Genomic DNA, 14,601 nt, shown 5'->3' on the forward strand with positions numbered 1-14,601 from the left:
TCGCCCGACAGCCGTCCGATAGTCCTCATGCCCGCCGTCGCGCGGGCATGTTCGTTTTCAGAATGCCCATGCCGCAACCGAGTCTGCCCACCGAATCCCTGGCCTACGCGCTGCAACGCGCCGCTCAGGCTGTCGAATCCGTCCAGAAGGGCACCGCTTTGCCGCAGGCGCTTGCACAGGCGACCGTCCAGTGCGCACCGACCGTGCGCGCCGCCACGCAGGATCTCGCTTACCGCGCCGTACGGCGTCTGGGTAGCAGCCGGGCGCTGCTCGCGTTGCTCGTCAAACCGACGCTTCAGGCCCGCGTGCGCGACATCCTGCTGTGCGCCCTCGCGTTGCTGCAAGACGAGCCGGACGGCGCGGCATACACCGAATTTACCGTCGTCGATCAGGCCGTCGAGGCCATTGCCGCACAACGTCGCACCGTGGCGGCCAAGGGGCTCGCCAATGCGGTACTGCGGCGCTTTCTGCGCGAACGTCGCGAACTGATGGCGGCCATCGCCACGCAGCCCGAAGCCCGCTGGAATTACCCGGCGTGGTGGATCGATACCGTGCGCGCAGCCTACCCGGACCAATGGGAGACGTTGCTGAGCGCGGGCGACAGCCGTGGTCCGATGACGCTGCGTGTGAATACACGGCGCGTCAGCGTCGAGGCGATGCGCGCGAATCTGGCCGCCGCGGGCATGGACGCGGAGGTCATCGGTCCGGTCGCGCTGCGTCTGGCGCAGGCCGTGCCGGTGGATCGTCTGCCGGGCTTCGCCGACGGCTGGGTGTCGGTGCAGGACGCGGGCGCGCAACTGGCGGCGCCCCTCGTGCTCGGCGAGCAGCCGCGCGCCGGCATGCGTGTGCTGGACGCCTGTGCGGCACCGGGCGGCAAGACCGGTCACCTGCTGGAAATGGCGGACGTTCACGTCACGGCGCTCGAATCCGATCGCACACGCGTACCGCGCATCTACGAGAATCTCGAACGTCTGGGGCTGGAAGCCGACGTGCGTATCGGCGACGCGGGCACCCCGTCGAAGTGGTCGGGCGGCGGTTGGGACGGCGTGCCGTTCGACCGGATTCTGGCGGACGTGCCGTGCTCGGCCGCCGGTATCGTGCGTCGTCATCCGGACATTCGCTGGCTGCGTCGCGAGGCCGACATCGCCGCGCTGGTCGAGGAGCAACGTCGCATTCTGCTGGCCCTCTGGGAGACGCTGGCCGTAGGCGGCGAACTGATCTACGCGACGTGCTCCGTCTTTCCATCGGAAAACGAACAACAAGCGCAATGGTTTGAACGGGTTCGCGCAGATGCGGTACGATTGGACGCTCCCGGGCAACTGCTGATGACGCCCGGCGGTGCCCACGACGGCTTCTACTACGCTCGTTTCCAGAAACGGTGACATTCTCCCAACGGCTACTGGCCTGCCTGCTGCCGCTGCTGCTGAGCGTCTTCGCGCTCGGCTACGCGGCGCCCGCGCGCGCCGAAAACGATATCCAGGTGCGCGAGGCCCGGCTAGAACCGTCCGACGGTGGCTGGACGCTCGACGCACGCTTTGCCTTCGAGCTCAACAACAGTCTCGAAGACGCCGTCAATCGTGGCGTCTCTCTGTACTTCACGACCGACTTCGAACTCACCCGCTCGCGCTGGTACTGGTTCGACGAGAAGGTCGTGAATACGTCGCAAAGCGTACGGCTGTGGTTCCAGCCGCTCACGCGTCAGTACCGTGTCTCCAGCAATAACGGCAACAGCAACAGCGGCGGTCTGCAACTCGGCTTCGGCTCGTTGCGCGAAGCCCTCGCGCTGGTGCGCAACGTCAGCGGCTGGCGTGTGATCGACAAGGGCGTGGTCAAGCCGGGCACGCAGTATCAGGCGTCCGTGCGCATGCGTCTGGACAATGCCCTCATGCCCAAGCCGTTCCAGATCGACGCCGTGAACAACCGCGACTGGAACCTCAGTTCGGACTGGGCCCGCTTCCTGTTCTCTCCGGCACAACCGGCGGCGGCGAGCCTCTCGTCACCGACGCCACCATTGGCTGCCACGGTGTCGATGCCCGCGTTGCCCTCCTCGCGTCTGTCGCTCGCGCCGCCCGGCACGTTGTCCGGCGGCGGGTTGTCGGGACTGACGGCGACGCCCATGTCCGAGACGCCGAATGCCGCTTCCGGGCCGACGGGCAAGTTGCCGCTCGCCTTCAATGCGGCGGTGCCGCCCGGAGCGACCCGTGTCAAATAACGGCGGCGGCCTGCTCAAGCACATCGTCATTCGCACGCTGATCGTCACGATGGCGCTGGTCGCCATCGGTCTGTTCGGCCTGCTGGCGCTCGCGTCGGCCAATACCGAATTCTTCGACCGCTATTACTCGCTGCTCTACACGGCGAACATTGCGGTCGCGATCATCTTCGTCTTCATCGTCGGCGCGCTCGTCTGGATCATTCTGGTGCGCTTGCGTCAGCGGCGCTTCGGCACGCGACTGCTCGCCAAGCTGGCGATCTTTTTCGCGCTGGTCGGTGTGCTGCCCGGCGGCATCATTTATCTGGTGTCGTTGCAGTTCGTCTCGCGCAGTATCGAATCGTGGTTCGACGTCCGCGTGGAGACCGCGCTCGATTCCGGCCTCGAACTCGGCCGCGCGATTCTGAACAACGGGCTGTCGGATCTTGGTGCGAAGGCGCAACTGGTCGCGGACAATCTGGCGTCGAGCGGCGACAAGGGCGGCACGCTTACGCTGCTTCGCATGCGCGACCAGTTCGGTTTGCAGGACGCGACCATCGTCGACGGTAACGGACGTGTGCTGGCGTCCGCCTCGGGTAACTTCAATGCGCTGGTGCCGGATCTGCCGACACCGCTCATGCTGCGTCAGGCGCGCACACAATCGCGCGGTTACACGGCGATCGAGGGCGGCAGCGAAGGGTATGACAGACACGAAGGGCACGATCAGCTTCGCTGGCGCGTGGTGATACGGGTACCGTCGAGCTACACCTCCTCGTTGCAGGACGACGAGCGGTTCCTGCAAGTCACGCAACTGGTGCCCACCAATCTCGCGCAGAACGCCGAGGCGGTACAGAACGCCTACCGTGAATATCAGGAGAAGGCGCTCGGCCGCACCGGTCTGCGCAAGATGTACATCGGCACGCTCACGTTGTCGCTGTTCCTGGCTACGTTCGTCGCGATGATGCTCGCGCTGGCGCTGGGCAGTCAGCTGGCGCGTCCGCTGTTCCTGCTCGCGCGCGGCACGCAGGAAGTGGCGGCGGGCGACTTGTCGCCCAAGGGCGAAGTGCGCACCAACGACGAACTCGGCTTTCTCACGCAGGCGTTCAACGCGATGACGCGTCAGTTGTCCGATGCGCGCGCCACGGTCGAGCGTAACCGGCTCGCGCTCGAAAGCTCGAAGGCCCACCTGGAAAGTATTCTGTCGAGCCTGACGGCCGGCGTGTTCGTGTTCGATCGCGACTTTCGTCTGACGACGGCCAACGCCGGCGCCGAGCGCATCTTCAAGCAAAGTTTTCAGGGCGAACTGAACCGCTCGCCGGCGCATATCCCGGCACTGGTAGAGTTCGGTGAAACGCTGCGGCGCGCGTTCGCCGATCGCGATGCCAACGCCGACCTCGGTCCGGGCGGGCACTGGCAGCAGCAAATCGGCCTGACGTTGCCGGGCGAGACCGATGGGGTGACGCTGCTGGTGCGCGGCTCGCATCTGCCGGAGCCGATGGTGGCCGTGGCCGGGGTGCCCACGCGCGCGGGCGGCGGGTATGTGGTGGTGTTCGACGACATCAGCGACGTGATCTCGGCACAGCGCTCGGTGGCGTGGGCCGAAGTGGCGCGACGTCTGGCGCACGAGATCAAGAATCCGCTCACGCCGATCCAGTTGTCGGCCGAGCGCTTGCAGATGAAATTGTCGGACAAGCTGCCGCCGGCCGACGCCGAGGTGCTGCGCAAGGGCGCGACGACCATCGTCAATCAGGTGGCGGCGATGAAGCGCATGGTCGACGATTTCCGCGACTACGCGCGGCTGCCGCCGGCGATCATGCATCCGTTGCAGATCAACGAGCTGATCGGCGAAGTACTGACGTTATATGGCGTGGACGAAGGGCGCGGCACGATTCGGCCGTACCTTGATGCGGGGCTGCCTGAGATTCGCGGAGACTCGACGCAATTGCGGCAGGTTATCCATAATCTGCTGCAGAATGCTCAAGATGCCGTCGGCGGAACCGAAAACCCTCTTATCACGGTGGAAACGAAGACAGTAGAATACGCAGGAACGGATGTGCACCCAGGTGAACCGAAGCGCACGGCAGTGCGTCTGACGATCACGGACAACGGGCCGGGTTTCCCGGCGCGCATTCTGACCCGCGCCTTCGAACCCTACGTGACGACCAAGGCGAAGGGCACCGGCCTCGGGCTGGCGATGGTCAAGAAGATCATCGATGAGCATCAGGCGCGCATCGATATCCGTAACCGACCGTTGCCCGAGGGCGAAGGCAGTGCAGGTGCACAGATTTCGATCTTGTTTACTCAATTGGCTGACGACCAGGAACTGCCGCGCAACAAGCCGGCAGAACACACGAAGGTAGCGTAAATGGCAACCATTTTGGTGGTGGATGACGAAATGGGGATCCGGGAGCTGCTCTCGGAGATTCTGAGCGACGAGGGGCATGTCGTGGAGGTGGCGGAGAACGCGCATGAAGCGCGCGTGTTCCGTGCCGCGCACACGCCCGACCTCGTGCTGCTCGATATCTGGATGCCCGATACCGACGGCGTGACCTTGCTCAAGGAATGGGCGGCACAGCAGTTGCTGACCATGCCCGTGATCATGATGTCGGGACACGCGACGATCGATACCGCCGTCGAGGCGACCAAAATCGGTGCGCTCAATTTCCTGGAGAAGCCCATCGCGCTGCAAAAGCTGTTGCAGGCGGTGGAGCAGGGACTGGCGCGCGGCAAGCGTGAAGCTTCCGGCGGCACGGCCGGCGCCTTCGACGCCGATGACGATACGCTCGACACCGGCGTGTTCGGCGAGAGCGAGACGCGTCACGCGAGCACGGGACTGAACGGCACGGCGTCGCATCATGTGCCGCTCGGCGCGAACGATGTCGATGGCGTGAGCGGCGTTGCCGGTGTGGGCATGTCCGCCGACATCTCCTTCGACGTGCCGCTGCGCGAAGCCCGCGACGCCTTCGAGCGCGCCTACTTTGCTTACCATCTGGCCAAGGAACACGGCAGCATGACGCGCGTGGCCGAGAAAACCGGGCTGGAACGCACGCATTTGTATCGCAAGCTCAAGCAACTGGGCGTCGAACTCTCCAAGAGCAAGACCTGATGAATACGGCGACACGACGCGCTACGGCGCGCCGTCATGCCGCTTTCGCGCAGATTTTTCAGTGAAATGAAGATAAGGGCTTGCACAAAGCGGATTCAGTCTCTATAATCGCTTTTCTCTTGGCCCGGTAGCTCAGTTGGTAGAGCAGCGGATTGAAAATCCGCGTGTCGTTGGTTCGATTCCGACCCAGGCCACCAAATTCGAAGGGCTTGCGCATATCGCAAGCCCTTTTTGCGTTTGAATCAAAACGCTGCCCGATGATGGGTATAACGGCCCGGCGATAGCGACGCGGGGCAACGCGGTTCAAAATCGCGTGACATATCCCGCACGCGGGTTGCCCCGGAGGGTCCGGCAGGGCCGTATCGCTTGGTATCCGATGGCAGCCGCAAGCGCGTGCCCCGGCCCTAATCGCCTACTGTCCCGACGTCACGAAATTCCGGCGTCCCGACGACCCGGCGGCGAGGGCGCTACTGCTAGCGCATGATCATGACGACAAGCACCGATTCCGCTCTGGTTCTGTTCTCCGGTGGACAGGATTCGACCACCTGCCTCGCGTGGGCGCTCTCGCGCTATGCGCGCGTCGAGACCCTGGGCTTCGATTACGGACAGCGCCACAGCGTGGAGCTGGAGTGCCGCACCGACGTGCTGGCCAAGCTGCGTGAGCGTTTTCCGCAGTGGGCGCCGCGTATGGGTGACGATCACATGGTCGATCTGTCGATTCTCGGCCAGATCAGCGAGACGTCGCTCACGCGCGAGACCACGATTGCGATGGCGGCCAACAACCTGCCCAACACCTTCGTGCCGGGCCGGAATCTGCTGTTTCTGACGATTGGTGCGACCATAGCGTATCGACGCGGCCTGCGCGTGCTGGTCGGCGGCATGTGCGAGACGGACTTCTCGGGCTATCCCGATTGCCGCGACGACACCATGAAGGCGCTCCAGGTCGCGCTCAATCTGGGCATGGACCAGCGCTTCGTGGTCGAGACACCGCTCATGTGGATCGACAAGGCCGACACGTGGCAGATGGCGCAGGATCTGGGCGGCGACGTACTCGTCGAGACTGTGCGCGAAGACACGCACACCTGCTATCTGGGCGAGCGCAGTGTGCTGCACGCCTGGGGCTACGGGTGCGGCGAATGCCCGGCATGCCAGTTGCGCCAGCGTGGCTATGAGCAATGGCGCGCGCGCAGTCACGCACAATAGTCGAATAAACGAATAGTCACCCCCCATCGAGACAGTCGAATCGAGAGCATCATGACGTACGCGGTAAAGGAAATCTTCTACACATTGCAGGGCGAGGGCGCGAATGCCGGACGCCCGGCGGTGTTCTGCCGGTTTGCGGGTTGCAACCTGTGGACGGGACGCGAAGAAGACCGTGCCGAGGCCGTCTGCCAGTTCTGCGACACCGATTTCGTCGGTACCGATGGTGAGAACGGCGGCAAGTACCGCACGCCGGCCGAACTGGTCGCACAGATCGTGGCGTTGTGGCCGCAAGACGATCGTGCGCATCGATTCGTGGTGTGCACGGGGGGTGAGCCGCTGCTTCAGCTCGATGCCCCGCTGATCGACGCGCTGCACGCCGAAGGTTTTCGTATCGCGGTGGAAACCAATGGCACGCAGGTCGTGCCCGAAGGCATCGACTGGGTTTGCGTGAGCCCGAAGGCGGATGCCGAAATGGTCGTCACACGTGGCGACGAACTGAAAGTCGTGGTGCCGCAGGATCGTCAGCGTCTGGCCGATTACGAAGCCCTCGACTTCACGCATTTCTATCTTCAGCCGATGGACGGCCCGCTGCGCGACACCAACACGAAGCTGGCGATCGACTACTGCAAATCGCATCCGCGCTGGTCGCTGTCGATGCAGACGCACAAATACCTGAATATTCCCTGAGCCGTTGCTGTGATTACGATTACCCGGAAACTCGAATTCGATGCGGGCCACCGCATTCCCGATCACCGAAGCCAGTGCCGCAACCTGCACGGGCATCGCTATGTGCTCGAAATCACGCTGGCGGGCGAAGTGAGCCGCGAGAGCGGTGCGTCCGACAACGGCATGGTGATGGACTTCGCCGACGTGAAGGCGCTCGCCAACGAGCACCTCGTCTCCGTGTGGGACCACGCGTTCCTCGTCTATGAAGGCGATACCGCTGTGCGCACCTTCCTCGAGACGATGCCCGATCACAAGACCGTCGTGTTCGATCGCGTGCCGACCGTCGAGAATCTGGCCGCTGCCGCATTCGACAAGCTGAGTCACGTGTTCGACGCTCACTATGGTCGCGACCTGCGTCTCGTGCGCCTGCGTCTGTATGAGACGCCGAACTGCTGGTCGGAAGTGACGGCCTGAGTTCGCCGGGGCCTCTCGCCTGATCTCGCCGGCGCCATCGTCGATGGCCCTGTCCGACTTGGGACGACGCCCGACCTGAGACGGATCCGAAACTTCGTCCGCGAAAGCGACGGCCGCCAGTGAATGCATGACCGAAAGTGCCAACCCGCCAGATCACGAGTCTGGCGGGTTTTTCTTTTTCGGAGAGGTCATGACAAGAGTTTCAATGTCCGCCGTGATGGCACGGGAGGAGCGCACGAACATTCGATTGTTCGCCGTGCGTCGTATCGATTCGCAGGAGAACCTGCGCTCGCTGGAGGGCGTCGCCAATCGGCCGGAAGTGCGCGGTGCCGAGACGCAGGCGCCACGTCGGGTGCGCCGACAGCATGACGCGTTGCGCGCAGATATCGTGAGCGTGCGTGCCCTGCGAGCGCCGGGGGGTGTGGGCGGCTCGGGCGGCGTGGGCGTGGCCGCCGTCGCGCCGACGGCGCCCGAAGCGGTTGCCGACACGTGCGCGAGCAGAGCTGGGCCAAACGGTGCGACGTGTACGCGCCTTGTTCGCCGCCGATGCACGGGCGGCAGCCACGGTCGCACTCAGGCAGGTGGAACTCGATCGCGCCAGATCGGATCTGTCGGCCCGCCAGCAGATCGTGGCGCAAGGCGCTGTCACGCAGGAAGAAGCGCGCCATGCGGGCGATGCCGTGCGCATGGCGGAAGCCGCATTGCAAGCGGCGGTGCAGGCGCGCGCGGAAGCGCAGGCGCACACGCAAGGGACCACGGTCGACACGCACCCCGACGTGCTCGCCGCGACCGAGCGCGTTCGTGCCGCGGCCCTGGCGCTGGAGCGCACCACGATCCGCTCGCCGGTCGCGGGCATGATCGCGCAACGTACAGTCCAGCTCGGCAAGCGTGTCGGTGTCGGCGACCGGCTCATGGCCGTCGTGCCGCTCGATCAGGTCTGGGTCGACGCGAACTTCAAGGAGGTCCAGCTCGACGGCGTATGTTCGGGTCAGCCGGCGCAGGTCAAAGCCGACTTGTACGGCAGCCGCGTCACGTATCGCGGCACCGTGGACGACATCGAAGCCGGCAGCGGCGCCGCATTCTCGCTGTTGCCCGCACAGAACGCGACGGGCAACTGGATCAAGGTCGTGCAACGCGTGCCGGTCCGTATCCGCCTCAATCCCGAAGACGTTGCGCGACATCCGCTACGCATCGGCATGTCGACTGAGGTCGAGATCGACACGCGTCAGTGTGCCACCAGCAAAGGAGCGTTGCGCGCCCGTGCGACCGAGAAGACTGAGGTTTACGCCGCGCAAAAGGTCGCTGCGGATCGCTCGGCCACTGCTGCCGCCACTGCCGCCCAAAACAGCCTCAGGACCTCGCAATGACACGTGCCGCCCTGGGTCCCATTACGCCGATGTCGGGGCCGGCGCTCGTGCTCGCGGCCATCGCGGTGAGCCTCGCGTCGTTCATGGCGGTCGTGGACATCACGATCGCCAACGTCTCCATCCCCACCATCTCCGGCAACCTCGGCGTGAGTTCCGAGATCGGGGAGTGGGCCATTACGTTCTTCGCCATCGCGAACTCGATCTGCATTCCGCTGACCGGCTGGCTATCGCGACGCTTCGGGCAAGTGCGCCTGTTCGTCGTCGCCGTCGCGCTCTTCACCGTGGCATCGGTGATGTGCGGACTTGCGCCGACGTTCGAATCCCTGCTCGTCGCGCGCGTGCTGCAAGGCATGGTGTCAGGCCCGATCGTCCCGCTCAGTCAGGCCCTGCTCGTCGCGATTTTCCCGCCGCACAAACGCACGTTCGCTGTGGCCATGTGGGCCATGACCAACATGGCCGGGCCCGTGGCCGGGCCGGTGCTCGGTGGATGGATCACCGACGACTTCAGTTGGCCCTGGATCTTCCTCGTCAATGCACCGGTCGGCATCTTCGTCGTGGTGTTCACGATGGCGATGTTCAAGGGCAAGGACACGCCGTCGACAAAGCTCCCCGTCGACATCGTGGGGTTGCTGCTGCTCGCCGTGGCGATCGGCTGCCTGCAAATCACGCTCGATCGCGGACGCATTCTCGACTGGTTCTCTTCGCCGGTCATTTGCGCCACGGCCATCTGCTCGCTGCTGGGTTTTATCGTCCTCATCGTCTGGGAGCTTGGCGAGAAGCATCCGATACTCGATCTCACCTTGTTCCGGCATCGCAACTTCACCATGGGCACGATCGCGGTTGCCGTCGGCTTCGGTCTGTACTTTGCGGCGCTGGTGCTCATCCCCCTGTGGTTGCAGACGGACATGGGCTACACGGCGACATGGGCCGGTTTCGTCACGGCGCCGATGGGGGTGTTCGGCATCTTGCTCGCGCCGTTACTGGGACGCTGGGTGCAGAAGCACGATGCCCGTATCTTCGCCAGCCTCGCGTTCGTTGCGTGGGCGCTGGTGGCCGGTTGGCGCGCAACCATGACGACCGACGTCGACGCCATGACGATTGCGCTGGCGTGTCTGGCGCAAGGCGTGGGTATCGGCCTGTTCCTGACGCCGCTCGTGGCGCTGTCGCTGGCCGGACTGGCACCGGAGCGACTCGCGGCGGCGTCGGGGCTTCAAACCGCGATCCGCATGATGTCCGGGAGTCTCGTGGCGTCGCTCGCGCAAACGTTCTGGGATCACCGTTCGCGGGTCTACCAGAATCGTCTGGTCGATCACCTGTCGCCGTTTCGCGACGTGGTGACGCATCACGTCGACACGCTTCGCGCCGCCGGTCTGACCGACACGCAAGCCTGGGCGGTGATCTGGCGTCAGACCGTCGTTCAGGCAGACATGCTGTCGCTCAACGACTTCTTCCTCATGTCCAGTCTGGGGTTCACCTTGTCGATCGGCATCGTGCTGATGGCGCGGTCGCCCAGGCGGGCTCACTAACCCATTTGCAGGGCATACCTCATGAATCTCGATTTTCTTCGTAGCGCGTCGCGCACACGCGTGAACGCCATCGTGCTTCGCGCAACGCTGCTCACCCCGAAAATGCGCCGGTTGGTCCTCGGTGGCCCCGAACTCGCCGCGTGGCTCGAATCCGTCGACGCGCACTCGGCCGCCGCGTGGATCAAGGTCTTCCCGCCCGGCAGGAGTGGCCGCGCCTACACCATCCGGCGTGTCGACGAACAGGCGCGAACGCTCGATATCGACTTCGTCCTGCATGGCGACGATCGTGACGACGGTTCGGTTTCCGCGTGGGCACGCACGGTGCAGTGCGGCGATCAGGTCGATATCGCCGGCCCGCGCGACGGTGGATTTACGTTGCAGCGCGACACGAAATGGGTCTGGCTGGCGGCCGATGCGAGCGCATTGCCTGCGGCGCAATCGATACTCGAACGGCTACCGCACGGCCTGCCGGTCACGGCGCTGCTCGTGGTGGACGACGAGCAGGAGCGGCAGTTGATCAGGTCACCCGCACGAATGCATGTGCAGTGGCGCTACCGGCGAACGCCGCCCCTCGCCATGACGGCGGACGACCCCATTCGCACGGAACACCCCCGCGCGGCCGACGGCCCCGGACAGGTGTGGATGGCTGGCGAAGCGGTCTGGGTCAAGCAATGGCGCAGCTACTGGCTGGAGCGGGAGCACGTCGACCCGCAACGCGTAGCCTGCAAAGGCTATTGGAAACCGGGCGCACAGGACCACCGGGATTGAGGTTCCGGATTTGCGGCTGCCAGCGCACTCGGTGCATTCGGTGCCATCGCCCCCTGCCGACGCCCCGTTCAGGCGCGATCCTTGCCGGGGCTGCCCAAGGCGGCCTTCTGGCCAAACTCCAGCAACCATTTTTCCGCGTAGCTTTGCCCGTGGGCGCGGGCATCGCTGCGCGTCGCAAACACCTGGCCGTAGAGCTCCTGGCGATGGCACGACTGCCGGGATCCGATGCGCCGTACCACCACATCGGCACGATAACGCCCGTCTCGAAGCGGGATCGAAAAGACAGTCACGTGGAAATCGCCCGTCACATACTCATGCTCTGGCATACGTTTTCCCCCTCGAACATCGCATCTAAGAACGACTTCCCCCTACTGCGCTGCCAGCATCGCGCTGACATCCGTCCGAGCGGCACCCCTCCCGCCCGTCAGTCCCTTGACGACCTTCGATTACTCCGGATTCTAGTCAATACCGCATACAGGTCAATATTGACCGACGATCGACAGTCCTGAGTGCGCCGTCCCATCCGGATCGCTTCGTCCCCAAACGTTTCCTGCCATCGCGCCATTGCGTGCCCATGATCCACAGATCGTGGACGATCGGTGTACACCCCGGCCGTTGTTCCTCCCCTCGCTGCGCCGTATCGTCCATCCACGGTGTTGCCCCGTCGTCTGCCCGGCAGGCACACGGCGCGCAACGGCGCTTTGGATTGACAAGGATTCGGAAGACACGAGGATTGAGCATGAAAATTGAATCGGTTGAGATCATCCCGCTCGACATGGCACTGGAGGAAGTGTTCAAGGGCGGCACGTATCAGGTGGCATCGCGCCCGACGATCGTCACACGCGTGCATCTGGAAAACGGCATCGTCGGGGAAAGCTATGGTGGCGACGAGTTCCACACGCAGACCGAGATCGTCAACGTCGTACGCGAACATCTGTCGCCCCTGCTCATCGGGCAGGACGTTCGCGACTTCCAGCGACTCTGGGAGGCGATGTTCCATGTGAACGTGGATCTGGGCAATCGCGGGCTGCACCAGTTGGACATGCACCCGCGCGGCATCCTTCTGCAGGCCGTGAGCTGTCTCGACAACGCCATGTGGGACGCCCGCGGCAAGCTCTACAACACGCCGGTCTACAAGCTGCTCGGCGGCGTACGGGACCGCGTGCCGGTCATCTCCATCGGTGGGTACTATCCGAAGGACGGCAAGGATTCGTGTGTTGCCATCGCCGAGGAAGTGGCGATGGTGCGCGAGACCGGTTGCATCGGCATCAAGATGAAAGTCGGCCGCGCGTCGCTGGAAGAGGATCTGGAGCGCGTGCGCGCGGCTCGCCGCGCCGGCGGCAAGGACTTCGTGGTGACGGTCGATGCCAATCAGGGCTGGGACCCGCTCGACGCCGTCAAATTCTGCGTCGCCATGGAGAAAGCGGACCTCGACGTGCGCTGGATGGAAGAACCCGTGAAGTGGTACGACCAGACCGACGGTCTGGCGCTTCTCGCCATGAAGACGTCGATTCCGGTCAACGTCGGTCAGGGTGAAATCACCGGCCGCGCATGCCGCGACCTCATCACCAAAGGCCACGTGTCCATCCTGAATCTCGACTGCACGCTGTGCGGCGGTGTGACCGAATGGCAACGCGTTGCCGACATGGCCAAGCTGATGAACGTGGAAATGGCGCACCACGAAGAGCCCCAGGTCGCCGTCCACCTGATCGCGGCCAATCCGCACGCGCTGTTCGTCGAGATATTCGCCAACAAGGTGCGCGACCCGCTGCTGTGGCAGTTGCCCGACGGTTTCCCGGAAATTCGCGACGGCTACATGACAGTGCCGCAAGGCCCGGGCTTCGGTATCCGTCTGAAGCCGGAGGTGATCGAGCAATATCGCATCGATCGCTGATCTGCGCGACAGATCGACGGCCCCCCTCGACAATACGAACAAAACAATAGGGGCGCGCGCGGTTCAGGCGCGCCTCGTCAGCAGGAGACACGCAGTATGAATTCGTCTGTTCCCAATGGGGAGGGAATCGCGCGGGAGCGCTGGTTCATCATCCTTCCGGCCACCTTCATCATGTACACGATCTCGTTCTTCGATCGTGCCAACATGGGCATGGCGCTGCCCCACATCACGCAGGAACTTGGCCTCTCGCCGATTCAGGCGGGCTGGATCGGCGCAGCGTTCGCGTGGGGCTATGCGGTCACCCAACTCGGCGGCGGCATCATCGCGCTGCTGTTCAATCCCCGGCGACTGATCGGCGTTGCGCTGCTGCTGTTCGGGCTGGCGGCCGTCGCCACCGGGTTTGCGCGGACCTACCATGAGCTGGTCGCCTTGCGCGTGCTGCTCGGGCTGGCCGAGGGGCCCATCTACGCGGCCGTTTCGCTGTTCCTCGCGCAATGGTTCGTGAAGGCCGAGCGAGGCCGGGCGTTCGGCATCTGGAATCTCGCCATTCCTGCGGGCGGCTTTCTCGCAGGCCCGATTTCCGGCGCGATTCTCGCCCATTACGACTGGCGCGTCATGATGATCGCCGAGGGCCTGCCCGCCTGGATCTTCTGCGCGATCTGGTTCCTTGCCATCCCGCGTAGCCTTGAAAGCGCGCGCTGGCTGTCGCAAACCGATCGTCAATGGCTGCAACGTGAGCTGAACGCCGAACAGGCGTCGCACAAAAAGCCCGAGGTCGATCCGTGGTGGAGCGTGCTGACGGAACCGACGGTCTGGTTGCTGACGGCCGGCTTCGCACTGAACGGCATTCTGATGTACGGTGCGACGCTCTGGCTGCCCACGATCATGCGCACATACGGCACGCTCGGCGACTTCTACATCGGCGTGTTTTCGGGCCTGCCGTTCATCGCCTCGATGTTCGGGATCTTCTACATCAGCCGACGCTCGGACAAACATGGGCAGGAACGTCGCTGGCATGCCGCGCTGCCGACCGCGTTCACCGGTTTCGTGATGATCGGCGCAGCGCTGGTCCCCGCCAATCTCTACTACCTGCAAATCATCCTGTTCGTGGTGCTGGGCTTCACGCTGAAGATGCTGAACCCGCTCGTGTTCGCCTGGCTCACGGAAATTCTGCCGACGCGCAAAGCGATTCCGGCAGTCGCCATCGTCAGCGGGGTGGGCAATCTCATCGGGCAGTCCGCCGGGCCGCTGCTGGTGGGTTACGTGAAGTCGGTGTCGAACAGCTTCGTGCCGTCGCTGCTGGTATTGGCCGCGTGTGCCATTCTCGGTGGTGTCGCCATCGCCATGTCGGGACGCAAGGCGCCGCGAGAACCCGCCGTCGTCACGGCTTGAGCGACACAGCCCTGCTT

12 protein-coding genes, 1 tRNA gene and 1 pseudogene are annotated in these 14,601 nt (G+C 64.3%); 13 read left to right on the forward strand and 1 reads right to left on the reverse strand.

Annotation, left to right across the window (positions count from 1 at the left end):
* Window positions 1-68 precede the first annotated feature (68 nt).
* The 11 genes and pseudogenes from rsmB to A9762_RS03090 all read left to right on the forward strand — a co-directional run bounded on the left by rsmB (window position 69) and on the right by A9762_RS03090 (window position 11,298).
* Window positions 69-1,382: a 16S rRNA (cytosine(967)-C(5))-methyltransferase RsmB gene (gene rsmB, locus A9762_RS03040; RefSeq protein WP_069340615.1), complete on the forward strand. Its 1,314-nt coding sequence runs from the start codon at window positions 69-71 to the stop codon at window positions 1,380-1,382.
* Window positions 1,379-1,981 (forward strand): annotated as a pseudogene (locus A9762_RS29135) (DUF4390 domain-containing protein); the annotation flags it as partial. The gene rsmB and the pseudogene A9762_RS29135, both read left to right, overlap by 4 nt.
* Before the next feature lie 193 nt (window positions 1,982-2,174).
* On the forward strand, window positions 2,175-4,553 hold the full coding sequence (locus A9762_RS03050; RefSeq protein WP_305778314.1) for a PAS domain-containing sensor histidine kinase: 2,379 nt from the start codon (window positions 2,175-2,177) through the stop codon (window positions 4,551-4,553).
* The gene (locus tag A9762_RS03055; RefSeq protein WP_069340571.1) at window positions 4,554-5,294 is read left to right on the forward strand and encodes a response regulator; all 741 of its coding nucleotides are present in this window, start codon (window positions 4,554-4,556) and stop codon (window positions 5,292-5,294) included.
* 121 nt (window positions 5,295-5,415) lie between these two features.
* Window positions 5,416-5,491 (forward strand) — tRNA-Phe (locus A9762_RS03060).
* A 283-nt stretch (window positions 5,492-5,774) separates the two neighbouring features.
* On the forward strand, window positions 5,775-6,497 hold the full coding sequence (gene queC, locus A9762_RS03065; RefSeq protein ID WP_069340572.1) for a 7-cyano-7-deazaguanine synthase QueC: 723 nt from the start codon (window positions 5,775-5,777) through the stop codon (window positions 6,495-6,497).
* A gap of 51 nt (window positions 6,498-6,548) precedes the next feature.
* Window positions 6,549-7,184, forward strand: a complete 636-nt coding sequence (gene queE / locus A9762_RS03070) for a 7-carboxy-7-deazaguanine synthase (protein ID WP_069340573.1) — start codon at window positions 6,549-6,551, stop codon at window positions 7,182-7,184.
* Window positions 7,185-7,193: 9 nt separating this feature from the next.
* Window positions 7,194-7,637 (forward strand): 6-carboxytetrahydropterin synthase QueD, encoded by a 444-nt coding sequence (gene queD / locus A9762_RS03075; protein ID WP_039394613.1) that lies wholly within the window; start codon window positions 7,194-7,196, stop codon window positions 7,635-7,637.
* 533 nt (window positions 7,638-8,170) lie between these two features.
* Window positions 8,171-9,004, forward strand: a complete 834-nt coding sequence (locus A9762_RS03080) for an HlyD family efflux transporter periplasmic adaptor subunit (protein ID WP_371442387.1) — start codon at window positions 8,171-8,173, stop codon at window positions 9,002-9,004.
* Complete coding sequence (locus tag A9762_RS03085) at window positions 9,001-10,530, forward strand: DHA2 family efflux MFS transporter permease subunit (RefSeq protein WP_069340575.1); 1,530 nt, start codon at window positions 9,001-9,003, stop codon at window positions 10,528-10,530. The genes A9762_RS03080 and A9762_RS03085 overlap by 4 nt, the downstream gene beginning before the upstream one ends.
* Window positions 10,531-10,551: 21 nt before the next feature.
* The gene (locus A9762_RS03090) at window positions 10,552-11,298 is read left to right on the forward strand and encodes a siderophore-interacting protein (protein WP_069340576.1); all 747 of its coding nucleotides are present in this window, start codon (window positions 10,552-10,554) and stop codon (window positions 11,296-11,298) included.
* A 68-nt stretch (window positions 11,299-11,366) separates the two neighbouring features.
* Here the strand turns inward: A9762_RS03090 and A9762_RS03095 are convergent, their stop codons facing one another.
* Window positions 11,367-11,624, reverse strand: a complete 258-nt coding sequence (locus A9762_RS03095; protein ID WP_069340577.1) for a hypothetical protein — start codon at window positions 11,622-11,624, stop codon at window positions 11,367-11,369.
* A gap of 413 nt (window positions 11,625-12,037) precedes the next feature.
* Between A9762_RS03095 and A9762_RS03100 the strand changes: the two genes are divergently transcribed.
* Window positions 12,038-13,192 carry a mandelate racemase/muconate lactonizing enzyme family protein gene (locus tag A9762_RS03100; protein WP_069340578.1) on the forward strand — a complete coding sequence of 385 codons (1,155 nt, stop codon included), beginning with the start codon at window positions 12,038-12,040 and terminating at the stop codon, window positions 13,190-13,192.
* Window positions 13,193-13,288: 96 nt separating this feature from the next.
* Window positions 13,289-14,584, forward strand: coding sequence for an MFS transporter (locus tag A9762_RS03105; RefSeq protein WP_069340579.1), 1,296 nt, complete (start codon window positions 13,289-13,291; stop codon window positions 14,582-14,584).
* Window positions 14,585-14,601: the final 17 nt, after the last annotated feature.

It is taken from the genome of Pandoraea sp. ISTKB (assembly GCF_001721285.1).
Taxonomy (GTDB): Bacteria; Pseudomonadota; Gammaproteobacteria; order Burkholderiales; family Burkholderiaceae; genus Pandoraea; species Pandoraea capi.